23 protein-coding genes are annotated in these 25,447 nt (G+C 64.3%); 10 read left to right on the top strand and 13 right to left on the bottom strand.

Going from position 1 to position 25,447, the window contains the following annotated elements; all coding sequences use genetic code 11:
• Window positions 1–7 precede the first annotated feature (7 nt).
• From pheT to infC, 6 genes are all read right to left on the bottom strand, one after another.
• A complete protein-coding gene (gene pheT / locus NKH93_RS09940) occupies window positions 8–2,416 on the bottom strand; it encodes a phenylalanine--tRNA ligase subunit beta (protein WP_352970098.1) in 2,409 nt (802 codons plus the stop codon).
• Window positions 2,417–2,522: 106 nt separating this feature from the next.
• A complete protein-coding gene (gene pheS / locus NKH93_RS09945) occupies window positions 2,523–3,608 on the bottom strand; it encodes a phenylalanine--tRNA ligase subunit alpha (RefSeq protein ID WP_352539998.1) in 1,086 nt (361 codons plus the stop codon).
• Window positions 3,609–3,704: 96 nt separating this feature from the next.
• Window positions 3,705–4,106 (bottom strand): 50S ribosomal protein L20, encoded by a 402-nt coding sequence (rplT, locus tag NKH93_RS09950; protein WP_006201247.1) that lies wholly within the window; start codon window positions 4,104–4,106, stop codon window positions 3,705–3,707.
• Window positions 4,107–4,141: 35 nt separating this feature from the next.
• On the bottom strand, window positions 4,142–4,345 hold the full coding sequence (gene rpmI, locus NKH93_RS09955; RefSeq protein WP_006201248.1) for a 50S ribosomal protein L35: 204 nt from the start codon (window positions 4,343–4,345) through the stop codon (window positions 4,142–4,144).
• Between the two features lie 191 nt (window positions 4,346–4,536).
• Window positions 4,537–5,178 carry a methyltransferase family protein gene (locus tag NKH93_RS09960; protein ID WP_352472560.1) on the bottom strand — a complete coding sequence of 214 codons (642 nt, stop codon included), beginning with the start codon at window positions 5,176–5,178 and terminating at the stop codon, window positions 4,537–4,539.
• 200 nt (window positions 5,179–5,378) lie between these two features.
• Window positions 5,379–5,915: a translation initiation factor IF-3 gene (gene infC / locus NKH93_RS09965; RefSeq protein WP_023677573.1), complete on the bottom strand. Its 537-nt coding sequence runs from the start codon at window positions 5,913–5,915 to the stop codon at window positions 5,379–5,381.
• A 215-nt stretch (window positions 5,916–6,130) separates the two neighbouring features.
• Here infC and NKH93_RS09970 point away from each other — a divergent pair, with 215 nt between their 5' ends.
• From NKH93_RS09970 to NKH93_RS09985, 4 genes are all read left to right on the top strand, one after another.
• Complete coding sequence (locus NKH93_RS09970) at window positions 6,131–6,898, top strand: alpha/beta hydrolase (RefSeq protein ID WP_352472561.1); 768 nt, start codon at window positions 6,131–6,133, stop codon at window positions 6,896–6,898.
• Between the two features lie 4 nt (window positions 6,899–6,902).
• A complete protein-coding gene (locus NKH93_RS09975; RefSeq protein WP_352472562.1) occupies window positions 6,903–8,045 on the top strand; it encodes a benzoate/H(+) symporter BenE family transporter in 1,143 nt (380 codons plus the stop codon).
• 116 nt (window positions 8,046–8,161) lie between these two features.
• Window positions 8,162–8,650 carry a DUF2852 domain-containing protein gene (locus NKH93_RS09980; RefSeq protein ID WP_352451639.1) on the top strand — a complete coding sequence of 163 codons (489 nt, stop codon included), beginning with the start codon at window positions 8,162–8,164 and terminating at the stop codon, window positions 8,648–8,650.
• A 97-nt stretch (window positions 8,651–8,747) separates the two neighbouring features.
• On the top strand, window positions 8,748–9,506 hold the full coding sequence (locus tag NKH93_RS09985; protein WP_352451640.1) for a M48 family metallopeptidase: 759 nt from the start codon (window positions 8,748–8,750) through the stop codon (window positions 9,504–9,506).
• A 73-nt stretch (window positions 9,507–9,579) separates the two neighbouring features.
• Here the strand turns inward: NKH93_RS09985 and NKH93_RS09990 are convergent, their stop codons facing one another.
• Window positions 9,580–9,798 (bottom strand): hypothetical protein, encoded by a 219-nt coding sequence (locus tag NKH93_RS09990; RefSeq protein ID WP_254815955.1) that lies wholly within the window; start codon window positions 9,796–9,798, stop codon window positions 9,580–9,582.
• A gap of 162 nt (window positions 9,799–9,960) precedes the next feature.
• Between NKH93_RS09990 and NKH93_RS09995 the strand changes: the two genes are divergently transcribed.
• From NKH93_RS09995 to NKH93_RS10020, 6 genes are all read left to right on the top strand, one after another.
• Window positions 9,961–10,620: a phosphoribosylanthranilate isomerase gene (locus NKH93_RS09995; RefSeq protein WP_352616834.1), complete on the top strand. Its 660-nt coding sequence runs from the start codon at window positions 9,961–9,963 to the stop codon at window positions 10,618–10,620.
• A gap of 33 nt (window positions 10,621–10,653) precedes the next feature.
• Complete coding sequence (trpB, locus tag NKH93_RS10000; RefSeq protein WP_352970101.1) at window positions 10,654–11,904, top strand: tryptophan synthase subunit beta; 1,251 nt, start codon at window positions 10,654–10,656, stop codon at window positions 11,902–11,904.
• Window positions 11,905–11,906: 2 nt separating this feature from the next.
• Window positions 11,907–12,746 carry a tryptophan synthase subunit alpha gene (gene trpA, locus NKH93_RS10005; RefSeq protein WP_023677563.1) on the top strand — a complete coding sequence of 280 codons (840 nt, stop codon included), beginning with the start codon at window positions 11,907–11,909 and terminating at the stop codon, window positions 12,744–12,746.
• Window positions 12,747–12,841: 95 nt separating this feature from the next.
• On the top strand, window positions 12,842–13,768 hold the full coding sequence (gene accD, locus NKH93_RS10010) for an acetyl-CoA carboxylase, carboxyltransferase subunit beta (RefSeq protein ID WP_352682217.1): 927 nt from the start codon (window positions 12,842–12,844) through the stop codon (window positions 13,766–13,768).
• Window positions 13,769–13,823: 55 nt separating this feature from the next.
• Window positions 13,824–15,149: a bifunctional folylpolyglutamate synthase/dihydrofolate synthase gene (locus NKH93_RS10015; protein WP_352472565.1), complete on the top strand. Its 1,326-nt coding sequence runs from the start codon at window positions 13,824–13,826 to the stop codon at window positions 15,147–15,149.
• 61 nt (window positions 15,150–15,210) lie between these two features.
• Entirely contained in the window at window positions 15,211–15,630 is a 420-nt protein-coding gene (locus NKH93_RS10020) for a VOC family protein (RefSeq protein ID WP_352472566.1), read from the top strand.
• A gap of 48 nt (window positions 15,631–15,678) precedes the next feature.
• Here NKH93_RS10020 and NKH93_RS10025 read toward each other — a convergent pair whose 3' ends face one another.
• The 6 genes from NKH93_RS10025 to tsaE form a co-directional block, all read right to left on the bottom strand.
• Window positions 15,679–15,960 carry a cupin domain-containing protein gene (locus NKH93_RS10025; RefSeq protein WP_023718287.1) on the bottom strand — a complete coding sequence of 94 codons (282 nt, stop codon included), beginning with the start codon at window positions 15,958–15,960 and terminating at the stop codon, window positions 15,679–15,681.
• Between the two features lie 128 nt (window positions 15,961–16,088).
• The gene (gene trxA / locus NKH93_RS10030) at window positions 16,089–16,412 is read right to left on the bottom strand and encodes a thioredoxin (RefSeq protein ID WP_023677558.1); all 324 of its coding nucleotides are present in this window, start codon (window positions 16,410–16,412) and stop codon (window positions 16,089–16,091) included.
• Window positions 16,413–16,485: 73 nt separating this feature from the next.
• Window positions 16,486–19,998 carry a double-strand break repair helicase AddA gene (addA, locus tag NKH93_RS10035; RefSeq protein ID WP_352970103.1) on the bottom strand — a complete coding sequence of 1,171 codons (3,513 nt, stop codon included), beginning with the start codon at window positions 19,996–19,998 and terminating at the stop codon, window positions 16,486–16,488.
• A complete protein-coding gene (gene addB / locus NKH93_RS10040; RefSeq protein ID WP_352970104.1) occupies window positions 19,995–23,132 on the bottom strand; it encodes a double-strand break repair protein AddB in 3,138 nt (1,045 codons plus the stop codon). The genes addA and addB overlap by 4 nt, the downstream gene beginning before the upstream one ends.
• Window positions 23,129–23,872: a nucleotidyltransferase family protein gene (locus NKH93_RS10045; RefSeq protein ID WP_352540039.1), complete on the bottom strand. Its 744-nt coding sequence runs from the start codon at window positions 23,870–23,872 to the stop codon at window positions 23,129–23,131. The genes addB and NKH93_RS10045 overlap by 4 nt, the downstream gene beginning before the upstream one ends.
• Window positions 23,873–23,928: 56 nt before the next feature.
• Window positions 23,929–25,440, bottom strand: a complete 1,512-nt coding sequence (tsaE, locus tag NKH93_RS10050; RefSeq protein WP_352970107.1) for a tRNA (adenosine(37)-N6)-threonylcarbamoyltransferase complex ATPase subunit type 1 TsaE — start codon at window positions 25,438–25,440, stop codon at window positions 23,929–23,931.
• Window positions 25,441–25,447 lie beyond the last annotated feature (7 nt).

The raw sequence follows: 25,447 nt of genomic DNA on the forward strand, positions 1-25,447 counted from the left end.
CATCCCCTTACATCCGCAGCACGCCGCCGGTCTGCTTGCCAACATTCTCGACGATGCGCTTGGCCAGCGCCTCGAAATCCTCATCGGTCAGCGTCTTTTCGACCGGCTGGATCGACACTTCAATGGCGATCGATTTTTTCGCCGCGCCGAGCGCTGCACCCTCGAAAACATCGAACACCGAGACGCCGGAAATCAGCTTTCGGTCGGCGGCAAGGGCGGCGCGAACGAGTGTGCCGGCTTCGACCGCCTTGTCGACGACGAAGGCGAAATCGCGCTTGACTGCCTGGAAGGCGGACAGATCCAGTCTCGGCTTTGTCCGCGTCGGCTTGGTCTTCGGCTCAGGCACCGCATCGATGAACACTTCGAAGCCGCAAAGCGGGCCGGAGATGTCAAGCCTCTCCAGCGTCTTCGGGTGGAACTCGCCAAACGTGCCAAGGATTACCTTCGGCCCGAGCTTGATCGTGCCGGAGCGGCCGGGGTGATACCAGGCCGGGCCGCTGGCCTCGATCTGCAGCCGCTCGACCGGCGCGCCGCAGGCTTCGAGTGCGGCGATCGCATCGGCCTTGGCATCGAAAACGCCGACGGCGCCGGCGTTGCCGGCCCAATGGCGGCCGAAGCCTTCGAGCTTGGCGGTGCCGCGCCGCACGCCGGCGACAACGCGCCGCTGCTGGTCGGCGCCGTCGCCCTCGTAAGTGCCCGACACTTCGAACAGCGCGACATCGCCGATGCCCCTGTCGGCATTGCGCTGTGCTGCCGCAATCAGCCCCGGCAGCAGCGACGGCCGCATGTCCGACATATCGGCGGCGATCGGGTTGGCAAGCTTCAGCGCCTGCTGGCCGCCGCCGAACAATTCGGCGTGTTTTGCCGGAATGAACGACCAGGTGACGGCCTCCATCATGCCGCGCACGGCGAGTGCCCGCTTGGCGGCGCGGGTGCGGATCTGCAGCACAGTCAGGATCCTGGCGTTGACCGCATCGTGCGACCCGAGCGGCTGCGGCGCGATGTTGTCGACGCCGTGGATGCGCATGACCTCCTCGACCAGGTCGGCCTTGCCATCGACATCCGGCCGCCAGGACGGGACCGCCACATTGACGACATCGCCCGTGCCCTCCGGCCTGAAGCCGAGGCGGGCAAGAATGTCGAGGCTTGTCGAGCGCGGCACTTCGATGCCGGTCAGCCGCTTCACTTCCGACAATGGGAACGAGACGATCTTCGGCTGATGGCCGGCATAGCCGACGACTTCGGTTTGCGCCGGCGTACCGCCGCAGAAATCGAGCACCAGCTTCGTCGCCAGCTCCACACCGGGAATCATCATTTCCGGGTCGACGCCACGCTCGAAGCGGTAGCGTGCGTCGGTGATGATGCCGAGCGTGCGGCCGGTGCGGGCGGTGGTGATCGGGTCCCAAAGCGCCGACTCGATCAGCACGTCGGTGGTGTTCTCGTCGCAGCCGGAATGCTCGCCGCCCATGATGCCGGCAATCGATTCGATGCCGTCCTGGTCGGCGATGACGCACATCTCCGGCGTCAGCGTGTATTCGCGGCCGTCGAGCGACAGCACCTTTTCGCCATCACGCGCCCGGCGCACGGCGAGATTGCCGGTGACCTTCGCCGCGTCGAAGACATGCAGCGGCCGGCCGCGGTCGAAGGTGACGTAATTGGTGATATCGACGAGCGCGCTGATCGGCCTCAAGCCGATGGCGAGAAGCCTTTGCTGCAGCCATTTCGGCGACGGTCCGTTCTTGACGCCGCGCACCAGGCGCAGCGCAAAGCCGGGACAGAGCTCCGGCGCTTCGATCGTCACCTTGACCGGCGTCTCGCCCTTGCCGGGGATCGGCTCTATCGGCGAGCTCTTCAGCGTGCCGAGCCCGCTCGCCGCCAGATCGCGGGCGATGCCATGGACACTGGTCGCATCCGGCCGGTTCGGCGTCAGATTGATCTCGATCAGCGGGTCGTCGAGATGGGCATAGGCGGCGAAGCTGGTACCGACCGGCGCATCGGCCGGAAGGTCGATGATGCCGTCATGCTCCTCGGACAATTCGAGCTCGCGCTCGGAGCACATCATGCCGTGGCTTTCAACGCCACGGATCTTGCCGACGGTCAGCGTCACGTCGATGCCGGGAATATAGGTGCCCGGTGCTGCAAAGGCGCCGATCAGGCCCGCGCGGGCGTTCGGCGCTCCACACACGACCTGCACCGGCGGCTTGCCGTCGCCGGTGTCGACGGTCAGCACGCGAAGCCGGTCGGCGTCGGGATGCTGGACCGCCGTCAGCACCTTGGCGATGACGAAGGGAGCCAGGCTCGCCCGGTCGTCGACATGCTCGACCTCGAGGCCGATCGAGGTGAGACGCTCGACGATTTCCGCCAGCGAGGCGTCTGTCTCGAGATGATCCTTGAGCCAGGAGAGGGTGAGTTTCATGACTGTGTTCCGTCTGGTCTGGGCACGCTGCACTTGAAGCTATGCGGCCGCGCGTCGGACATGTGCAGGAAGGCGAGCTGCCCGCGGATTTGCTGCGGCCCGGTCGTCACGCGCTCAAGCCCCCGAACAGCGTCGGCATGTCGAGCGGCCTAAAACCGTAATGCGAAAGCCAGCGGACATCGGCGTCGAAGAAGGCGCGCAGATCCGGCATGCCGTATTTCAGCATGGCGATGCGGTCGATGCCCATGCCCCAGGCGAAGCCCTGGTATTCGTCAGGATCGAGGCCACCGTAACGGAGCACATTGGGGTGGACCATGCCGCAGCCGAGGATCTCCATCCAGTCCGAGCCCTCGCCGAAGCGCACCTCGCCGGGCCGCGAACGGTCGCACTGGATGTCGACCTCGAGGCTGGGCTCGGTAAACGGGAAGAAAGACGGCCGGAAGCGCATCTTGACGCTCGGCACCTCGAAGAAGGCTTTGCAGAACTCCTCCAGCACCCATTTCATGTTGGCGACGTTGGCCGATTTGTCGATCACCAGCCCCTCGACCTGATGGAACATCGGCGAGTGGGTGGCATCCGAATCCTGCCGGTAGGTCTTGCCGGGGATGACGATGCGGATCGGCGGCTTCTGCATCTCCATGGTGCGGATCTGCACCGGCGAGGTGTGGGTGCGCAAAAGCTTGCGCTCGCCCTGCTCGTCCGGCTGGAAGAAGAACGTGTCGTGCATCTCGCGCGCCGGGTGGCCTTCCGGGAAGTTCAGCGAGGTGAAATTGTAATAGTCGGTCTCGATGTCGGGACCTTCGGCGATGGCAAAGCCGAGATCGCCGAAAATCGCTGCGATCTCGTCGATAACCTGGCTGATCGGATGGATGCGGCCGCGCTCGGCCGGCGATTGCCTGACCGGCAAGCTGACGTCGACCTTCTCGGCGGCAAGCCGTGCCGTGATCGCCACATCTTTCAGCTCGGCGCGGCGTGCCGAAAGTGCCTCGGTGACGCGGTTCTTGAGGCCGTTGATTGCCGGGCCCTTGACCTGGCGCTCCTCGGCGCTCATCGAGCCGAGCGTCTTCAGCATCTCGGAAACCGAGCCCTTCTTGCCGAGGGCCGAGATACGCACCGCCTCGATCGCCTGCTCGTCGGCGGCCGAGGCGATCTCGGCCATCAGGGAATTTTCGAGAGTTTCCATGTCACTCATGTTCCAGATCCGATTGGAAGCAAAGAAAAACCCGCGCCAGCCCTGCCAGCGCGGGTTTCCCAAATCAAGTGTCGAATAGCTTGGGAAGCGCTGGTCTTAAGCGACAGCGCTTTCAAAAGCATTCGGCGTGGTATTCTTCAGGTATTCGAGCGCGACCTTGGCCTTGGCCACGAGTGCGGCGAAGGCCTGCGGCTCGTGGATGGCCATGTCCGACAGGATCTTGCGATCGATCTCGATCCCGGCCTTGTTGAGACCGTCGATGAAACGGCCATAGGTCAGGCCATGCTCATGCGTCGCCGCATTGATGCGCTGGATCCACAGCGCGCGGAACGAGCGCTTGCGGTTCTTGCGGTCGCGATAGGCGTACTGCAGCGACTTTTCCACCGCCTGCTTGGCGATGCGGATGGTGTTCTTGCGACGGCCGTAAAAACCCTTGGCGGCTTTCAGGACCTTCTTGTGCTTGGCGTGCGAGGTGACGCCTCTCTTTACGCGTGCCATGTCATGATCTCCTTAACGCTGTCCAGACCGAATGCTCAGAGGCCGTTCGGCAGAAAATTCTTGATGACCTTCTTGCCATCCGGTTCAGCCAGAACCATCGTGCCGCGGGCATTTCGAATGAACTTGTTGGACCGCTTGATCATGCCGTGACGCTTGCCGGCCGCAGCCGACAGAACTTTACCCGTACCTGTGATCTTGAACCGCTTCTTGGCGGCCGATTTGGTCTTCATCTTGGGCATTTTGCTACTCCGTTTATATGCGCACCAATGCGCTTTTTGTTCGCTTCAGGCCGACCAAAGCCCGAAAAGCAAATGAAACCGCCACGGCATGCCCTGCCGGGCGGTTTTTTGGGAACGGCGGTCCTATACGTCAAAGCGGGGGCGCGCGCAACACCCCGTGCCCAGCAACACTGTACTCAGCAACACCGTACTCAGGGGAAACGGAACAGCACCGGCAATATGCCGGACTGCTGGGCGCCGTCGATCAGTTCGAAAGCCGGCAAGGCAACCAGGAAGACCAGACCGTCGAGCAGCGTGGTTCGCAGCAGGCGCGGCTTGAAGCCGCCGGTGTCGCCTTCCTGATACAGCGACAGTTTCGGGAAGAAGCGCGGCACTTTCAACAGGTAGGCCTGGTATGGCGCGCCAAGAACCTGCTTGAGGAATTTCTCCTCGCGCAGGATAACGATGTAAAAGGCACCCGCGCAGAGCGCTCCAAAGCCGATCGTGGCGGTGATGGAGCCGATCTGTGCGCCGACACCGGCGGCAGCTAAAGTAGAGAAGACATAGAGCGGGTTGCGGGTGATCGAATAGGGTCCGCCGGTCACCACTTCGGAGGATTTGCGTCCACCAATATAGAGCGTCGACCACAAGCGTCCGACAACGCCGAGAAAGATCAGCAGGACGCCGACCATTTCGATCGTTTCATGCACAGGCGTATCGGGCGGAAAAACCGACTGCCCGAACAAAAGCATAGCGAAAAGGACGACGACGACGACGGCAAGCACCATCCTGCGCGTGTGCTGGTAGCTGCCCAGCCCATATTTGGCTTCCGAATGCTTGACGTCATTGACCATGTCGGGAATCCGATCGTCGAGGGAACCAGAGCGTCTTTGCTCTCGCCGGCGATCGCAGCGTCTGGCCAAGAAACAGGCGCCCCGCCGATCGCCGGGACGCCTTGCAATATGATTCAGGCGGATTTAATGCACGTCGCGCAAAAGTGCGCAGCGGTTTTGCGACAACGACATGCACAAACAGAACTAAAGCGCAACGCGCTTTAGCGGGGCGCCAGCACCATCATCATCTGGCGGCCTTCGAGCTTCGGTTCGGCTTCGACCTTGGCGATGGGCGCCACTTCCTCGCGAACCTTGTTCAGAAGCTGCATGCCGAGTTCCATATGCGCCATCTCGCGACCGCGGAAGCGCAATGTCAGCTTGACCTTGTCGCCTTCCTCGAAAAAGCGCCGGACGGCCTTCATCTTGGTCTCGTAGTCGTGGCTGTCGATGTTCGGGCGCATCTTGATCTCCTTGATCTCGATGACCTTCTGGTTCTTGCGCGCCTCGGCCGCCTTCTTCTGGTTGGCGTATTTCAGCTTGCCGAGATCGAGGATCTTTACGACGGGCGGCACTGCATTGGGCGATATCTCGACCAGATCGAGCCCAGCCTCTTCGGCGAGCAGCAATGCATCGTTGATGGAGACATCGCCGCGGTTCTGGCCTTCGGCGTCGATTAGCTGGACCCGGGGAACCCGGATATCACGGTTGGAGCGCGGGCCTTCCTTGGTGGGCGCCGCTGCTTTGAAAGGTCTGCGAATGGTCGTGGTCTCCTTGAGCCGTTTCGTTAAGGGGTTCTTCGGTTCAGAATTGCGAACGCGCAATGTGGTGAGCGCGCGGTCGGAGTCAATAGCACAGCATTCTCAGGAAATCACCTGCTCGATGGAATGCTCCTCTGCACCAAGCGAAGAAAGTGGCGGAGCACTTTTCGTTGAATGCCTTGCTGTGCCAAAAGACCGGCGTGAGGGAATACACCATGACCACCACCCCGATCTTTCTGGACGTCGACGGGACGAGCATCGCCGTCAGGCATGCGACAGGTGCCGAGCCCGGCATCGTCTGGCTCGGCGGCTACAAATCGGACATGCTGGGCACCAAGGCCGAAACGTTGTCGGAATGGGCGCGCAAAGAAGGTCGCGCCTTTCTGCGCCACGATTATTCCGGCCACGGCGAATCGGGTGGCGCCTTTGCCGACGGCACCATCTCGAAATGGCTGGGCGAGAGCCTGGCGGTTTTCCGCCGCTTCACCCAGGGCAGGCAGATCCTGGTCGGCTCCTCGATGGGCGCCTGGATCGCGCTGCGCATGGTGCAGGAATTGCGCAAGGCGGGCGAGAACAGCATCGCAGGTCTTGTGCTGCTGGCCCCGGCGCCCGATTTCACATTCGAACTGGTGGAGCCGGTGCTGACCGGGGCGCAGAAGCGCAACCTCAGGAAAAAGGGCTTTTTCGAAGAGCCGTCGGACTATTCCGCCGAACCGTACATCTACACGCGCGCACTGATCGAGGACGGCCGCAACAACCGGGTGATGACCGGGCCGATCGACACGCACTGTCCGGTCCACATCCTGCAAGGCCTGGCCGATCCCGACGTGCCGTCGAGCCATGCGCTGAAGCTGGTCAGCCTGCTGCCGGCCGACGACGTCACGCTGTCGCTCATTCCCGACGGCGACCACCGCCTGTCGCGGCCGCAGGATCTCGACATGCTGGTGCGGGCGGTGGACGCTATGGTGCGGCAGGCGGGATAGAGACATGCGCATTTCCATTCCGGTGTCCGCCTTCGTGGCGGCGATCGTCGGCTTCGGCGGTACGCTGGCCATCGTCATTGCCGCCGCCAAGGCGGTCGGCGCAACGCAGGTCGAGACCGCAAGCTGGGTGACGGCGCTTTGCCTGGCGATGGCGATCGAGAGCCTGTGGCTGTCCTGGCGTACGAAAATGCCGGTCATCACCGCCTGGTCGACGCCAGGCTTGGCGCTGATCGCCGCGTCGACCGGCTTTTCGATGGGTGAGGCGGTTGGTGCCTTCGTCGTCACCGCGGTCCTGCTGATCACCACCGGCCTGTTCGGGCCCTTGACCAAGCTGATCGCCAGAATACCGGCGTCCGTCGCGTCCGGAATGCTGGCCGGCATCGTCGTCACCTTCGCCATCAATGCGGTGAAAACCGTTCCCGTCGACCCCTGGCTGATCCTGCCGCTGGTTGCGGCGTTCTTCGTCATCCGCCTGTTCAACCCGGCCCTCTCGGTGCTGCTGGTGCTGATCGGCGGCGGTCTCGCCGCCTTCCTCACCGGCCGGGTCGGCGGTCTGCCGGCACCGGAACTCTCGAGCTTGACGCTGGTGATGCCGCAGTTCACCGCCACTGCGATCATCGGCCTCGCCTTGCCGCTCTATCTCGTCACCATGGCCTCGCAGAACCTGTCCGGCCTCGCCGTGCTGAGGGCAGCCGGCTATCATCCCGAACCAGGGCCGCTGATCGGCGTCACCGGCCTGTTTTCGCTGCTGACGGCGCCGCTCGGCGCCTCGACCACCAATCTGGCGGCAATCTCGGCGGCGATCTGCACCGGGCCCGACGTGCATCCCGATCCGGCCGAGCGCTGGAAGACCGGGCCGTTCTATGCGTTGGCCTATCTCGTCTTTGCCCTGTTCGGCGCCTCGCTGGTGGCGATCTTCGCCGTATTGCCGCAGAGCCTGATCGCGCTGGTCGCCGGCCTGGCGCTGATGGCGCCGCTCGCCAATGCACTGTCGATCGCCTTGAAAGACGAGGACGAGCGGATGGCCGCCACCGTCACCTTCGCCGTCACCGCATCGGGGCTGACGCTGTTCGGCGTCGGTGCGGCGTTCTGGGGCCTGATCGCCGGATTGGTCGTGCTTTTCCTTGAAATGCTCAAAAAGCGATAATCATTTCAGCCGCTTGTCCGGTTTTGGCGGCTGCTGTCTTGAATCGCCGTTTTCTTCATCCCATTTCGATTGCACGCAGCCGGATTTGGCTGTCTCCAACTGAAGGATTGGAAGAAATGAACACATCTGCATTGATCCGTCCGGCCTGGACGCCGGCGACCATCGCGTTGATGGTGATCGGGTTCATGGTGTTCTGGCCGCTCGGCTTAGCCATGCTCGCCTACATCATCTGGGGCGATCGGCTCGAGGGCTTCAAGCGCGACGTCAACCGCGCCACCGACGGCATCTTCGCCGGTTGCCGCCGCGGTTCCGACAGGGCCGCGCGCTGGGGCCATGGCTCTGCACGCACCGGCAACGTCGCTTTCGACGACTGGCGCGAAAAGGAACTCGAGCGGCTTGCCGAGGAACGCCGCAAGCTCGACGAGATGCTGAGCGAGTTCGATGAATATGCCCGTGAATTGCGCCGCGCCAAGGACCAGGAAGAGTTCGATCGCTTCATGGCCAACCGCAACAAGTCGACGTCGCCCACGACGGGTGGGTCAACTGGCTCGACGACGAACAACAAACGCGGCGGCAACTCCACGCCAGGCCTGCTCGACGAGTAAGGTCCCGTGCCCAGATAGATAATCCAACGGCGTCGCGTCAGCGGCGCCGTTTCTTTTTTGTTCTAGTCGTTTCCCTCGAATCACGTATCGTCCCGGAATGTCCTTCGGCTTCTTCCGCACCCCGACGAAACCCAAGCCCACGCCCGTCGTGGAGCGCGAGCATTGCGTTGCCGGCCGCACGCTGCCGCTCAAGATCGTCGAGAACGACCGGGCGCGGCGCCTGACGCTGCGCATCGATTCCGGCGGCCGCGGTTTGCGCATCACCGTGCCGCCGGGGCTGCGCCGCGGCGAGGTGGAAAAATTCCTCGACCGCCATCAGGACTGGCTGGAGCAAAGGCTGGCCAAGGTACCCAACCGGCCGCAGGTGCGGCCCGGCATCAAGGTACCGGTGCGCGGTGTGCCGCATCGCATCGTCCATGAACCGTCGAAACGCGGAACCGTCACGCTGTCGCGCGACGAGCGCGGACCGCTGATGATCGTGCATGGCGAGCGTGTGCATCTGCCGCGCCGCATCGCCGATTTCCTGAAGCGCGAAGCCAAGCGCGAGATCGAAGCGCTGGTGACCAAGCACAGTGCTGCGGTCGGCAAGCGCGCCAAGGCGATCCGCTTCAAGGATACGTCGAGCCGCTGGGGATCGTGCACGTCGGACGGCAATCTGTCGTTTTCCTGGCGCATCATGATGGCGCCGCGGCCGGTGATAAACTACCTCGTCGCGCATGAGGTGGCGCATCTCAAGGAGATGAACCACGGCCCGAAATTCTGGAAACTATGCGAGCAGCTTTGCCCGGATACCGAGCGCTGCAAGGACTGGCTCAAGCGCAATGGCGGCGCGCTGCAGGCGATCGCGTTCGAGTAGGATGCTTGTAGGGGCACGAAATGGAAACTGTAGCGATCCTTCGCGCCGGCCTCAATAGATTCTGCACTGCCGATCAATCGTCATTGGCCGCGTTCAACTCCTCCGGCCGCAACCCCTCATCGACATGGCGCGGCCAGGGCAGGAAATCCTTCTCGAAGGTCTCGTTGCTGAAATAAGCCAGCGCCCGGTGCGCCTCGGCGCCGTTGAAGGCTGCCTTGTCCATCAAATGAGCGATGACCTCATGGGCCTGCGCCAGCTTTTGCCTGAGTTCCGCGACGGTCTTTTCCGGCATGATCTTTGTTCTCCCGCCTCTGTGCCTGAGCAAGTAGCGTTGCGCTTATATTAGCAAGGTAGCGCGTTCCGCTCTTACATTAGCAAGGTAGCGCGTTCCGCGCTGGCGGCAAACAGGATGCTTTTTCTCGACTCTTTGGCCGTTTCATGCCAATCCCGCGCCATGGCGCTGGACATCAAGATATGCGGGTTGAAGACCGACAAGGCACTGGCTGCGGCATTGGCCGGCGGCGCCAGCCATGTCGGCTTCATTTTCTTTGCCAAAAGCCCGCGCTATGTCGAGCCGGCGGAAGCCGGCCGCCTGCGCGAAGCGGCGCGCGGCAAGGCCAAGGCGGTTGCCGTGACGGTCGACGCCAGCGATGCGTTCCTGGATGACATCGTCGAAAAGATGCAGCCCGATATGCTGCAGCTTCACGGCGCCGAGCCTCCCGAGCGGGTGGCCGAGGTGAAGGCCCGCTACGGCTTGCCGGTGATGAAGGCGCTGCCGGTCAGCGAGGCCGCCGATCTCGGGCGAGTCAAGCCCTTCATCGGCATTGCCGACCGCTTCCTGTTCGATGCCAAGCCGCCTAAGGGTTCGGAATTGCCGGGCGGCAACGGTCTTGCCTTCGACTGGCGCATTCTGGCTGGCCTTGACGCCGGCGTCGATTACATGCTTTCCGGAGGGCTCAATGCCGGCAATATCGGCGACGCCTTTCGGCTGGCGAACCCGCCCGGAATAGATGTTTCCTCGGGCGTGGAGAGCGCGCCGGGCGTCAAGGAACCGGCGCTGATCGAACAATTTTTCCGCGCCGTCGGGGCAGCACGCGACAACCGCGCCGCCTGACCACGCTTCAAACCACAGACCAGGAGATCGGCGATGGACAAGCCGGCGATACCGAATTCCTTCCGCACCGGCCCCGACGAGCAGGGCATGTTCGGCATTTTTGGCGGTCGTTTCGTTGCCGAAACGCTGATGCCGCTGATCCTTGAGCTGGAGCGGCACTGGAACGAGGTCAAGAACGACCCGGATTTCAAGGCCGAACTGACCGATCTCTCGACGCATTACGCCGGGCGGCCGTCGAAGCTCTATTTCGCCGAAGGCCTGACCAGGCATCTTCGTGAGGTGTCCTCGGCGAAGGGCCTCGGCGGCGGCGCAAAGGTCTATTTCAAGCGCGAGGACCTGAACCACACCGGCTCGCACAAGATCAACAACTGCCTCGGCCAGATCCTGCTCGCCAAGCGCATGGGCAAGACGCGGATCATCGCCGAGACCGGCGCCGGCCAGCATGGCGTCGCGTCCGCTACAGTGGCGGCGCGCTTCGGCCTACCCTGTATTGTCTATATGGGCGCGACCGATGTCGCCCGGCAAAGCCCCAACGTCTTTCGCATGAAGCTTCTGGGCGCCGAGGTGCGGCCGGTGACGGCCGGCCACGGGACGCTGAAGGACGCCATGAACGAGGCCCTGCGCGACTGGGTGACCAATGTCGAGGATACCTATTACCTGATCGGCACCGCCGCCGGCCCGCACCCCTATCCGGAGCTGGTGCGCGACTTCCAGTCGGTGATCGGCACCGAGGCGCGCGCCCAGATCCTCAAGCAGGAAGGCCGGCTGCCGGACACCATCATCGCTTGTGTCGGCGGCGGTTCCAACGCTATCGGCCTGTTCCATCCCTTCCTCGACGACAGTGAGGTGCGCATCATCGGCGTCGAAGCCGGCGGCCGCGGGCTCGACGGCATCGAGCATTGCGCCTCGATGAGTGCCGGCGCGCCCGGCGTGCTGCATGGCAACCGTACCTACCTTCTGCAGAACGCCGACGGCCAGATCATGGACGGTCACTCGATCTCGGCCGGCCTCGACTATCCGGGCGTCGGTCCCGAGCACTCATGGCTGCGCGATTCCGGCCGCGTCGACTATGTGCCGATCCTCGACAGCGAGGCGCTGGAGGCGTTCCAGTTGACGACACGCGTCGAGGGCATCATTCCGGCGCTTGAATCGGCCCATGCCATCGCACAGGCGGTGAAGATCGTGCCTGACATGGACAAGGACCAGATCGTCATCGTCAACCTGTCCGGCCGCGGCGACAAGGACGTGCATACGGTGGCCAATATGCTGGGCATGGAGATCTGATCATGGCCACCCGTATCGACCGCCGCATGGCAAAGCTGAAGGCCGAGGGGCGACCGGCACTCGTCACCTATTTCATGGGCGGCGATCCGGACTACGACACGTCCCTGTCGATCATGAAGGCGCTGCCCGGCGCCGGCAGCGACATCATAGAGTTAGGCATGCCGTTTTCCGATCCAATGGCCGACGGCCCGGCGATCCAGGCGGCCGGCCTGCGGGCGCTGAAGGGCGGCCAGACCTTGGTCAAGACGCTGAAGATGGCCTCGGAATTCCGCGCCGGCGACAGTGAAACGCCGATCGTCTTGATGGGCTATTACAATCCGATCTACATCTACGGGGTCGAGCGCTTCCTGAGCGATGCGCTGGCCAGCGGTATAGACGGGCTGATCGTCGTCGACCTGCCGCCGGAGATGGACGAAGAACTTTGTATCCCGGCACTCAAGGCCGGCATCAATTTCATCCGGCTGGCGACGCCGACCACCGACGACAAGCGCCTGCCCAAGGTGCTGCAGAACACGTCCGGCTTCGTCTATTATGTGTCGATGACCGGCATTACCGGTTCGGCGCTGGCCGACACCGGCAAGGTGGCGGCAGCGGTCAAGCGCATCAAGAGCCATACCGACCTGCCGGTCTGCGTCGGCTTCGGCGTCAAGACCGCCGAGCAGGCGCGCACCATTGGAGCGTCGGCCGACGGCGTCGTTGTCGGCACCGCGATTGTCAATGCAGTCGCCAACGTGCTGGGGCCGAAGGGCGAAAAGACCGCCGATCCGGCCGAGGCCGTCGCCACGCTGGTCAGCGGGCTTTCGCAGGGGGTTCGCGCGGCTCGCCTTGCTGCCGCCGAATAATCTTGATCTTCTGGTTGGCCATGATCTCCAGCGAAAACCGGTTTCCACTTTTCGGGATCATGGTCTAACTCTTCGTAAGGACAGGAGCCGAAGCGATGAACTGGATCACCAATTACGTCCGCCCGAAGATCAATTCGATGCTCGGCCGCCGCACCGACATGCCGGAAAACCTGTGGATCAAGGATCCCGAGACCGGCGAAATGGTGTTCCATAAGGATCTGGAGCAGAACCAATTCGTCATCCCGTCCTCCGGCCACCATATGAAGATATCGGCTAAGGAACGGCTGAAATTCTTCCTCGACGACGGCAAATACGAGACGCTGGAAAACCCCAAGGTCGTTCAGGATCCGCTCAAGTTCCGCGACGAGAAGCGCTACGTAGACCGGCTGAGGGATGCCAAAGCCAAGACCGGCATGGAAGACGCCATCATCAATGCGCTGGGCACGGTCGAGGGCGTGCCGGTGGTGGTGACGGTGCAGGATTTTGCCTTCATGGGCGGCTCGCTCGGCATGGCGGCAGGTGACGCCATCGTGCATGGTTTCGAGGTCGCCTTGCAGCGCAAGCGGCCGCTGATCCTGTTTGCGGCCTCCGGCGGCGCCCGTATGCAGGAAGGCATCCTGTCGCTGATGCAGTTGCCACGGACCACGGTCGGCGTCGACAGGCTGAAGGAGGCCGGCCTGCCCTACATCGTCGTCCTGACCAACCCGACGACCGGCGGCGTCACCGCCTCGTATGCGATGCTGGGCGACGTGCATATTGCCGAGCCCGGCGCCCTGATCGGCTTTGCCGGCCCGCGCGTCATCGAGCAGACCATCCGCGAAAAGCTGCCTGACGGCTTCCAGCGCGCCGAATATCTGATGGAACACGGCATGGTCGACATGGTGGTGTCACGGCTGGAGATGCGCCAGACCATTGCACGGCTGCTGAGAATGCTGCTCAAGCTGCCGGAGGAGCAAAAATCTCAGGAACCGGAAATCTTGCCGCCGTCGGTGATTCCGGCCGAAGCCCGGCCGCACGCCTGACGCATTCGCCACGAACTGCGATTGCGCGCCGTCCGCGGCGCGCCTAGGATTCGCCATGACCACGCTTGCCGCCGACCGCGAAATCGAAAGCCTGATGGCGCTTCATCCGAAGGGCTTCGACCTTTCGCTCGACCGCATTTCGCGGCTGCTCGAGCGGCTCGGCAATCCGCAGGACCAGCTGCCGCCGGTCATCCACATCGCCGGCACCAACGGCAAGGGCTCCTGTGCTGCTTTTTCACGGGCGCTGCTCGAAGCCGCCGGCTACCGCGTCCACGTCCACACCTCGCCACATCTGGTGAACTGGCACGAGCGCTACCGGCTGGCCGCAGATGGCGGCGGCAGGCTGGTCGACGACAAGGTCTTCGCCGAAGCCATCGCCCGCGTCGCCAAAGCCAATCAAGGCCAGAAGATCACCGTCTTCGAAATCCTCACCGCCGTCACCTTCCTGCTGTTTTCCGAACATCCAGCCGATGCCGTCATCCTCGAGGTTGGCCTTGGCGGCCGCTTCGACGCCACCAATGTCATCGCCGAGCCGGCCGTGTCGGTGATCATGCCGGTGTCGCTCGACCACGAAGCCTATCTCGGCGACCGCGTCGAGCTGATCGCCGCCGAAAAGGCCGGCATCATCAAGCGCGGATGCCCGGTCGTCATCGGCGCGCAGGAAAGCGAGACGGCCCAGCAGGTGCTCATCGAAACCGCCGAGCGGCTCGACTGCCCCGCCTTCGTCTATGGCCAGGATTTCCTTGCCTATGAGGAAAACGGGCGCATGGTCTATCAGGACGAAGACGGATTGATGGACCTGCCGCCGCCGCGCCTGCCGGGGCGCCATCAATTCGCCAATGCGGCGGCGGCGATCGCGGCGGTCAAGGCGGCGGGCTTCGAGATCAGCCACCGCGCTGCCGAGAAGGCGATGGCGAATGTTGCCTGGCCGGGCCGCATGCAAAAGCTGCCGCAAGGACGGCTGAGCGAACTGGCGCCGAAGGGCGCCGACATCTGGCTCGACGGCGGCCACAATCCCGGCGCTGGCGTGGTCGTCGCCGAGGCGCTGGCCGAGCAGGAGGAAAAGAACCCGCGTCCGCTGTTCCTGATCTCGGGTATGATCAACACCAAGGACCAGAGCGGCTATTTCCGCGCCTTCAAAGGGCTGGTCCGGCATGTCTACACCGTGCCGGTGAGCCTGAGCGACGCGGGCGTGCCGAACGACGAGCTGGCGACCCGCGCCATCGAGGCCGGCCTGTCGGCCGAACCGGTCAGTTCCGTCGCCAATGCGCTGATGCTGCTGCGCGACACATGGGACGGACCGCCGCCGCGCATCCTGATCGGCGGGTCACTTTACCTGGCCGGCGCGGTGTTGGCCGAAAACGGCACGCCGCCGGTTTGAGGCGTGCTTCAGCCGGGCCACGGTGACGCCACACTTGTCAGACCACCGCGAGGAGCCAATCATGATCAAGGTAAAGCAGCTCGCACACGTTTGCATTTTCGCGAATGACCTGGAGATGACGCGAAGCTTCTATCGGGACGTCCTCGGCATGGACACCCAGTTCAATTTCCTGCGCGACGGGAAGATTTTCGGCTTCTACCTCAATTGCGGCAGCCGTAGCCATGTCGAGGTGTTCCAGAAAGACGGCGCCAGCTATGGCGACTTGAACCAGATCAACCACTTCTGCCTCGAAGTGGAAAACATCGACGCCGCGATCGCCCATCTGAGGTCAAAGGGGGTTGATGTCACTTCCAAGAAACGCGCGTGCGATGACACCTACCAGGCTTGGATCCGCGACCCCAACGGCGTGAGGATAGAACTGTTCGAATACACTGAAAAAAGCGCACAATTCGTCGGCGGCGATCGTATCGCGGATTGGTGATCGCGCCTCGCCGGGACAATTGTAGCGGCGCAGCCGATGGTTGGTGGACTACTTCAGCTCGACCTCGATGAAGGCGAATTCGCCATCGTTTGCACTGATGACGTCATGTTCGACGCCCTCGTTGCGGAAATACGGGGCGCCCTTCTTCATCTCGGCAAAGGATTCGCCATCCTTGGTCAGGAGCTTCACCTTGCCGTCGGTCAACGGCACGATCACATAGTCGTGGCCATGGCGGTGCCAGCCGGTGTTGTCGCCCGGGGCGAAGCGGTATTCGGTGACGATGACGCGCTCATTGTCGATGAAGACGGTGGCCTTGGCGGATCCGGTCATATCGCTTCTCCTGCTTTAAGCCAGACAAGAGCATGAGACTGCAAGTGGCGAGTGCCAGATCTGCGGATCGGTGACGCCACAAGAAAGCCCGGCGCGAGGCCGGGCTTTTCTGCAAAATTTTGATCGGATCAGGCGAGGCTGCCGTTGATCCAGTGCGACAATGCAGTTTTCGGCGCAGCACCGACCTTCATGTCGGCGACTTCGCCGCCCTTGAAGATCATCAGCGTCGGGATCGAGCGCACGCCGAACTGCGCGGCCAGCTCAGGATTCTCGTCTATGTTGAGCTTGGCGATCTTTATCTTGCTGCCGAGTTCGATGGCGATGTCCTCGAGCGCCGGGGCGATCATCTTGCACGGGCCGCACCATTCCGCCCAGAAATCGACCACGACCGGCTCCTTGGCGTTGAGCACGTCGGCCTGGAAATTGCTCTTGTCGACCTTGACGGTGGCCATGCTGAGATCCTTTCGATTTATTCGTCCCACCAAATGTGGTGGTGATCGTGTCCGTCTTCAAGCAAGTGTTGTGTCACGCTCCCGTGAGTCTAGCAAGCGCGTCGTCCATGGCCGCTGCCGGCAGCTCGATCAGCCGCGGCACCTCGGTGAACAGCAGCGCCGCCGAGACCTCGCGTCCCGGATAGAGCGGCTGAAGCAGCGCGCGATAAAGTGCGAGCTGCAGAACATAGGCTTGCGGCACTTCGGCGAGCGTAGCTGGCGCTGGCCGATTGGTCTTGTAGTCGACGATCGAAACCTTGTCCGGCGTTACTGCCAACCGGTCGATCTTGCCGGAAATCGAGCGCAGTTTGCCCCTTACCTCCAGGCTGCCCATGATGGCGACTTCGGCGCGCGAGTTTGGCGCAAACAGCGGCGCGAAGCGGCTGTCGGCAAGAATTCTGAAAACGCCAGCCAGGGCCTTGTCGCGCTCGTCGTCGGGCCATGCCGCGCCGGCTCTTGCCAGATAGCGTTCGGCGGCATCCCGGCGTGTTCCCTCGGCGATGCCGGGCAGCATCTGCAGCAATTTGTGCAGCGCCAGCCCGCGCACGACGGCAAAGCCGGGCTCGGCGTCGGCATCCAGCACCGGCGAACGCGTGTCGGCCACCGCTTGCCGCGCCTCGTCGATCAGCACCGAGGCGCCGGACGGCGAGAGCGGCCGCGGCAATTCCTCGAAGGGCGGCAGAGGCCGGAACAGGGTTTCCGGCAATGGCGCAAAGCGTTCAGTCTGTCGTGCCTCATCCACTGACGCCGGTGGCATGGGCGGCAGTTTCGTCACCTGGAAACGATGCACGGTCTCGCCAGTGGCGGGATGCCGGCGTTCTTCGCTCTCTGCGGCACCGACCAGTGCGCGGCTGACGATCGAATGCCAGGTACCGATATTCGGCGCCCGCTTGCCGTGGTAGCCGCAGACGATCAGCCGATCCTCGGCGCGGGTCATGCCGACATAGAGCAGCCGGCGGTATTCGTCGTCGGCGAGCTCGCGGGCGCGGGCCGATGCGGCGCGTGAAAACCCATTTGCGACATCGCTGGCCGAACGCCAGAGATAGCCCTTGCCCTCCCAGCAGTCGCCCGAGCCTTCGAACGGCATCAATCTCGGCAGATGCTGGTCACTGAACGGCGCGGAGCCGCCATCAACAAGGAATACCACCGGCGCCTCCAGGCCTTTGGCGGCATGCACGGTCATGACGCGAACCTCGTCGCGGGTCTGGTCCATTTCGCGCTTGATCTCGGGGCCGGCGTTTTCCAACGTCGACAGGAAGGATTCCAGTCCCGGCAGGCCGGTCCGCTCCTCGGCCAGGCAGAAATTCAGGAATTCGTCGAGGACGTCGCCGGCCTCCGGCCCGAGCCGCGCGATCATCTTCTTGCGCAGGCCGTCGCGGGCGAGAGCTGCAGCATAGAATTCGAACACCGGCTTGAATGCGGCCTCGTTCGACCATGTGCCGAGCCGGCTGACGACGGCGGCCAACGCCTCGCTTTCGCCGGCATGCCGGCGCAGCGAGGCGATCAGCGAGACGCTCGATGGCCTCTCCGCAGCAAGCGCGAAAAGCTGCTCTTCCGAGACATCGAAGATCGGGCTGCGCAGCACGGCGGCCAGCGACAGATCGTCCTCGGGCTGGATGAGAAAGTGACCGAGTGCGATCAGGTCCTTCACCGCGATATGGCCAGGCAGGCTGAGCCGGTCGGCGCCGGCCACCGGGATGTCGCGGCGCTTCAGCGCCCGCGTCAGCGCATGGACGAAGCGATCGCGCTTGCGCACCAGCACCAGCACGTCGCCGGGCCGGAGTTTCTTGCCACGCCCTTCGATGACCTCGCCGCCGCCGATCCAGCCGGCAATGGTCGCTGCAACGTTTTCGGCAACGCGCACCGCCGGTGCGTGGGCGTGATCCACCGCTTGCGTCCAGTCGTCCGGTTCGTCGACGATGTCGGCGCCGAGCGAGGGCCAGACGTCGACATAGCCCGGCGCATCGTTGCGGATCGCCTTGTGGTCGAGCGGATCGGGATCGTGGCTGATGCCGCGCCGCACGTTCGGGTCAGCAAAGACACGATCCACCGCCGCAAGCACGTCGTCGGTCGAGCGAAACGACCAGGTTAGCTTGAGATCGGCGAAGGCGGCGGCGGCGGATCTGACTTTGCCGGCAAACAAAAGCCGGCTGTCGGCAAAGGAGTCCGGGGCGGCTCCCTGGAAGGAATAGATCGACTGCTTTTCGTCGCCGACCGCAAAGATGGTGCGGTGGACGGCGTCGCGTGCGCCGAGCCCGGCAAAGAACTCCTCCGCCAGCCGCTTGACTACCTCCCACTGGTCGGGACTGGTGTCCTGCGCCTCGTCGAGGAGGATGTGGTCGATGCCCTGGTCGAGCTTGTACTGCACCCATGGGCCGGCGTCGGGCCGCGCCAGTAGATGGACCGTGCGGGTGATCAGGTCGTTGAAGTCGAGGAAGCCGCGCGCGCGCTTCAATTGCTCGTAGCGGGCGATCAGCCAGTCGGCGATGGTCAGCGCCGCACGCGTGCCTTCCAGCATCCTGAACAAGGCCAGCCGGTCGGAGATTTCAAGAATGGCGTCGACCGCCGCCAGATATCGTTCGGCAAGATCGGGCAACCGGTGAAGCAATGCCCTTTTAAACGTCTTTGCCGGATCGTAAGGCTCGCCGTCGGCCCTCAGGAAAGCCTTGGAGAGCAAATTCAGGCGACGTACCGGATCCTCTTCGGCAAAGGCAAGGCGGGCGTATGGCAGCAGATTGTTCAGCAGGATGCGCGCATCGGCGGCCTCGGCTGCCCGTGAAAAGGTGACGAGATAATCCGGCAGGAAGCCGGGCAGCGGCCAGACCGAGGCGGCTATACCTTCGGCCGTCTGGCCGGCGCGGAAATGGAACTCGTCGAACAGCGCCTGAAAACCATCGCCGCCGGCCGCGGCGATGAACGCACGCAAACCATCGCGCTTGCGCACGATCTCGGCCAGCAGTGCGTCGAGCCCATGCTCGCCGCCGCGCTCCAGCACGGTGGCGAAGGCCTCGGACAATGCCGCATCGCCTGCAACGCCGCCCGAAATCATGTCGCGGCGGGCGGCGGCAAACAGCGAAGCCTCCATTTGCGGATCGAGCATTTCGAAATGCGCAGGGATATTGGCTTCCAGCGGGAACTGATGCAGCACCGATTCGCAGAAGGCGTGGATGGTCTGGATCTTCAGCCCGCCCGGTGTTTCCAGCGCCCCGGCAAACAACCGCCGCGCCCGGCGCATGGTTTCGCGGTCGGGCTGGCGGCCGTCCAGCGCCTCTATCCGTGTCGAGAGCTCGGCATCGCCCAGGGCCGTCCATTGCGACAGCGTCGAAAACACCCGGTTCGACATGTTGGCGGCGGCGGCACGCGTATAGGTCAGGCACAGGATCTTGGACGGATCGGTGCCGCGCAGCAACAGCCGGATAACGCGCTGGGCGAGTACATGGGTCTTGCCCGATCCGGCATTGGCCGACACCCAGGCGGAATTGCGCGGGTCGGACGCGCTTGCCTGGCTCGCGGCAGTGTCGCTTGGAATGGGGTAGGCCTTTTTCATGCCTCCCCTCCCTCGTCATCGGCGTCGCCGCCGGCGGACCATTCGAGCACGCGGGCGAGATGGTCGTAGTCGCCGTCGGTCTCGCCCTCGCGGAACGGCAGCGCCCGCGACAGATAGCCGGTCGCCGGGTCGGCGTAGTGGATCAGCAGTTTTTCCAGCCGCGCCCACGCTTCTTCGGCGAGATCGGCGGCGGTTCGCGGCTTGCGGTTGTATTCGAGGATGGATTCCTCGAACACTTCGCCATTCGGCCTCAGCCGCACGAAGGCCAGTTGCGACGGCTCGCATGCGCCAAGCTCCTTGAAAGCGCCGCGCCTGAGCAGCGCGCCCTCGAGTGCCAGTTGCGGCGCGAGCAGCGTGTGCGCCTGTGCTTTGGATGGCGAGGAGCCGGTCTTGTAATCGAGGATGTCGGCCATGCCGCCGGCCAGCAGATCGATGCGATCGGCATAGCCGGACAGGGTCACACCGGATCGGCCCACACCGGTCTTTTCGGCGCGTTCCTCGGCGTGCCGCCGTGCCACGGCTGCGGCCCGGCCGCGCTCCCATTCGATGATGCCGACGGCAAGCTTTTCGAAGCGTGGCCACCACACCGCCTCGACATCGGCCGGCAGCGCCGCCTCGGCAAAGCAGGAGCGGCCTGCGGCGATGAGCCCGTCCAGCGCCTCTGGCGCGCGCGGGTCGGCCACCCTCGCCGAGAAGAGGTGCAGAATGGCGTGAAACAGCGTGCCACGCTCGGCAGCGCCCGGATCGCGAATGACCGGATCGAGCGGCATCAGGCCGAGTATCCTTCTGGCATAGACCGCATAGGGATCGCGGCGCAGCGTTTCGATCTCGGTGACCGAGAAGTGGTGCGGCCGCGCGGCGAGCGGCGGTTTCGGCTGCGGCCGCGGCGCAAAGTCCTGCTTTTCGCCGGCATCGAGCACACGCGCCCAGGCAAGCAGTTCGTCGCCGCGCCGGCGAAGTGCAGCAGCGTGGTCCTCGCCGACGAATGTAAGGATGCGCTGCAGCCAGCGCGAAGGTACCGACGGTGCATCGCCGGAGCGGCCGGAGCGAGCCAGCACCACTTTTTTGGCGCCCATGGCCATCTGGAAATCATGGGCGGCAAGGCCGATGCGCCGCTCGGGCGGTTCAAGATCGATGCCGGTCTTCATCAGCCGCGACATGAAGCGGTCGCTCTCCGGCTTGCGCGGCCACACGCCTTCGTTGAGGCCGCCGACGACCAGCGTGTCGACATCCTGAAGCCGCGCTTCCAGCGCACCCCAGATGGCGATGTTCCTGTCGGTGCCCTGCGCCGGCTTGACCGTCTCGGGCGCGATCATCGCCTCCATCACGTCAGGCCATTCGTCAGCCGCGAAGGAGAACGACACCGAGGCCGCGACCAGCCCGCGCAAGAGCTCGGCGAGCTTTTCGCCGGCATCGCCCGCATAGAGTTCGCTCGGGCTGCCGTCAGCGGCGCGGCCGAGACTTTCGAGCGCAACGACGCTGGCGCGCACAAGGGTGGCAAGATCGGCATTCTCGTCGCCGCGAAGAGCAACCAGCGGCGCCAGCGCGGCCGTTAGCCGGATCAGCAGGTCGCGCGCCTGTTCGATGCGCCTGACCGAAAGCCGCGGCCACCAGAAGGGTGGGCGGCGATTGCCGCTGCCGTCGAATTCGAGGAGCCGGGTGTCGAAGAGCTGCGGCAGCGACGCCACGTCCGGACGCCCTGTGCCACCGCGCAGCGCCACAAGTTCGACGATTTCGGCCGCATGGCGCACGCTTGCCCGCTCCAGGCCGAGGCCAAGCAGGGGATGCTTGAGCAGCGACAGCAGGGCGACGGGGTCGCCCGGGCGGAAGGCTGCCTGAAGCGCCAGCCTGAGCAGGCTGGCGGCTGGTGTGTTGATCAGCGGCGTGCCGCCGGAATCGTCGGCGGCAACGCCGAAGCGCAGCAGCTCGACTGAGCCGCGCCGCGCCAGTGCGCGCTCGCCGGTGACGAGTGCGGCGCGCTGGCCGGGCCGTTCGACAGCCTGTTTGAGCGCGACGGCGATCGCCACGGCTTCGTCGCGTTCGCTGGCGGCTTCGAGAAGCGTCACCTCGGCGAAGGCCTCGGCAATATCGCCGGCCCTAAAGCGGGCGCGCGTCTCGGCCCAGAGCTCGGTGGTCTCCGCCGGGCGCAGCGCTTCGCCGACAAGTGCGGCGCGCAGCGCAAGCGGTCGCGGCGCAACAGCAAGCTCCTCGACATCGGCGCGCGGCACGCCGATCTTGCCGATCAACTTTGCCAGGCCGTATTGCGGGTGGCCAAGCACGGCTGGGCGCGCGCCCGGTGTGGTGATCGCGGCAAAGGATGGCTCGTCCAATGCCCGGTCGAGCCCGGGCAGCACAACGGCGCCATTGGGCAGACCGGCGATCACGGCAAGCAGCTGGGCCGTGGCGGGAATGGAGCCGGTGGAACCGGCGGCGATCACCGGTCCGGCTGGCGGATTACGCTTCAGCCGCGCCGCCTCCAGCCTTATCAGGGCATTACGATGCGCGGCCGGATTGGAACGATGGCGTTCCTCGAGCAGGTTCGGCCAGTTCTCCGTCACGATGGTCAGGAAGTCGAGTGTCACCTGCCACCAGCCTGCAAGATTGCCGGTTACAAGGTCGGCGAGCCTTGCCCAATCCGTGCCTTCAGTGTCGATCTCATCCATCAGGCGTGCAAGGTCGCGCGCCAGCCAGATGGCGTCGGCGGCGGAGGCCGGTATGACGATCTCCTCGTCGAACAATGCCGCGACATGTGCCGGCAGGCGGCGTTTCCACGCCCGCACCAGCGGCGCAAGCAGCAGAAGACGCTCGACCGCGGCGATCGGCGGCGCAAGGTCGATGGCGGCCGAACCTCCTGCCTCGAAGGCGGCTTCATCCTCATCGAACTCACCAAGCGGGCGGATGACCGGCAGGATCGCCGAGCGGCTTCCCGAGCGCGAGAGAGCATCGACGAAGACGCCGCGAAGCGCCCGCGCCGCACGGCGTGTCGGCACATAGATGGTGAGATCGGCCAGCGCCAGCGGATCGCCGTCATAGGCGAAGCCGGGAACCAAGCGCCCCGCAAGCAGCGCCTCGGCCAGCGTCGGCAGGAACGGCGCTCCGGGCGGGATCGAGAAAACGCGGCGGGAGCCGCTCATTTCGACTCGGTAAGAGCGCCGGGTGCCTCACCGACAGCATTGGGCGTGCCGGCAAGCGCGGCGGCGACCGCTGCTTCCGCCCGCGGGATCGCGTCAGGTGTGCCGACAGTAATCCAGTGACCCTGCATTTTCATGCCGAACAGGCGGCCGGCGGCGATTGCCGCATCGAAATAGGCGTTGAGCGACAGCGGGCCGGCTGGCGCATCCTTGAAGATGCGCGGATGGACGATTGCGGCGCCGGCATAGATCAGGCCGGCCGGATCGTTGTTCGCACGCCGCAAGGCGCCGTCCGGCGCCATCAGGAAATCGGTGCCGCCGCTATGTCCGGTTGCCGACTGGAGATCCGCAAGCATCAGCAGAATGTCCATTGTCGCGCCCTCCCATGCAAGCGCAAGTCGCCTGAGATTGGAAACGCCGCTGTCGATCCAGAAGGTGTCGGCGTTGAGCACATAGAAGGGCGCCCCTAACCTGGGCAATGCCTTGACGATACCACCGGCGGAGTCAAGCAAGCCCCTACTCTCATCCGAGATGACGATTCTCGGCGCACTGCGGCGGGCTACATGGTCCACGATCTGTTGCGGGAGGTAATGGACGTTGACGACGGCCTTGGCGACGCCGGCTCCGGCTAGGCAGTCCAGCCCCCAGTCGAGCAATGTCTTGCCGGCGACCTTGACCAGCGGCTTCGGCATGGTGTCGGTGATCGGCCGCATGCGCTTGCCGAGCCCGGCGGCGAGCACCATGGCGGTCGTCGGCATCGGCTGCTCATCCGCCGCCTTCAGGCCCAAATCCTTAGCCGTCAAATCGAGCGTTCCTCCAGCAAGCCGTGGGCGATGTAGAAATCCTGCAGCCCGGCCAGCGCCGGATGCGCCAGTGCCCGGCGAAGATAGTCGCGGATGCGCGGCAGATGCTTCAGATAATAAGGCTTGCCGTCGCGTTTTTCGAGCCGCACGAAGATGCCGAGGATCTTGGAATTGCGCTGTGCGGCCATGATTGCATAGGTTTCGCGGAATTCGTTCTCATCGAAGGCACCGGCAGCACGTCGCGCGGCGATGTAGGCGGCGAGCGTGTGCTTTTCGATTTCAGGTGAGATGGTGACGCGCGCGTCCATGGCGAGCGAGGCGACGTCGTAGGCTGACGGACCGATCAGCGCATCCTGGACATCGACGACGCCGAGGCGGTCGTGACCGAAACGGTCAGCGCGCCAGATCAGGTTGGGCGAATGAAAGTCGCGCAGCATCAGCGTGTATTCGCGCCCCTCCAGCCGATCGAGCACCGCACTCCATTCGCTGCGGTAACCGGCGCGCAGCGCCTCTCTAGGCGGAGCGCCTGATATCGCCGGGACATACCAATCGACCAGCAATTCGGCCTCGATCATTATGGCGTCGCGGTCGAAAGGCGGCACGTCGTGGAAGACGCCGGGGCCGGCCTGCATGCGGGCCGGCCATGTTTTGCCGTGCATCATGGCAAGCAGTTCGGCCGCCGCCGCATAACGCGCGGCCACCGGCTGGCCGCGCTTGTCGAGGAAGCCTTGGGAACCGAGATGCTCCAGCAGAAGAAAACCCTGCTCGAGATCCTGGGCATGGATTTCCGGGACGCTGACGCCGCCGGCCCGCAAGGCCCGGTCGATGGCGACGAACGCCGAAACGGATTGCGCGGTGTGAGCGATCTCGGCATAGGGTTTGCCGTCGCGGACTGGCGGTCCGAGCACCAGCCTTGGCGAGTTCATCAGCACGCGCGGCGGAAATCCGGCGAGCGTGACGATCTCGTAGGAGCGAGCCGAGGCATCACCGATGAAATATCGTCGCTGCGCTTCGCCCCAACCGGCCTGCCCGAGAAAATCGCGCATTGCCAGCGATCGCGCCGCGCGCTCGAAGGCGGCGCCCTCTCCCGATAGTCTCGCCAGTCGGCCGTCGCCCTGCTCGAGAAGTTCGACCAGCACCGAGGTTTTCGGCAGATATGCCTCTGCCCGCTCCGGCCATTCGACCAGCGCGGCGCCTTGCGTCAGCGCCTCGTCGAAGCCCAGCTCGTCCAGCTCGGATGCCGTGCCCAAGCGGTAGAGATCGAAATGATGAACCGGCACATGCGTGTCGTAGCTCTGGACCAGCGTGAAGGTCGGGCTCGGCACGTCGAGCCCGGCATCGTCGGCCAGTGCCCTGATCAGCGCCCGTGCCAAGGTCGATTTGCCGGCGCCGAGATCGCCCTTGAGGGCGAGCACGTCGCCAACGCGCAGCGACATGGCGAGATCCTCGCCGAACCTTGCCGTCGCAGCCTCGTCGGCGAGAAAACGCTCCAGCACCAATACCGCCATCGAACGC

It is taken from the genome of Mesorhizobium sp. M0954, assembly GCF_040319155.1.
Classification (GTDB): domain Bacteria; phylum Pseudomonadota; class Alphaproteobacteria; order Rhizobiales; family Rhizobiaceae; genus Mesorhizobium.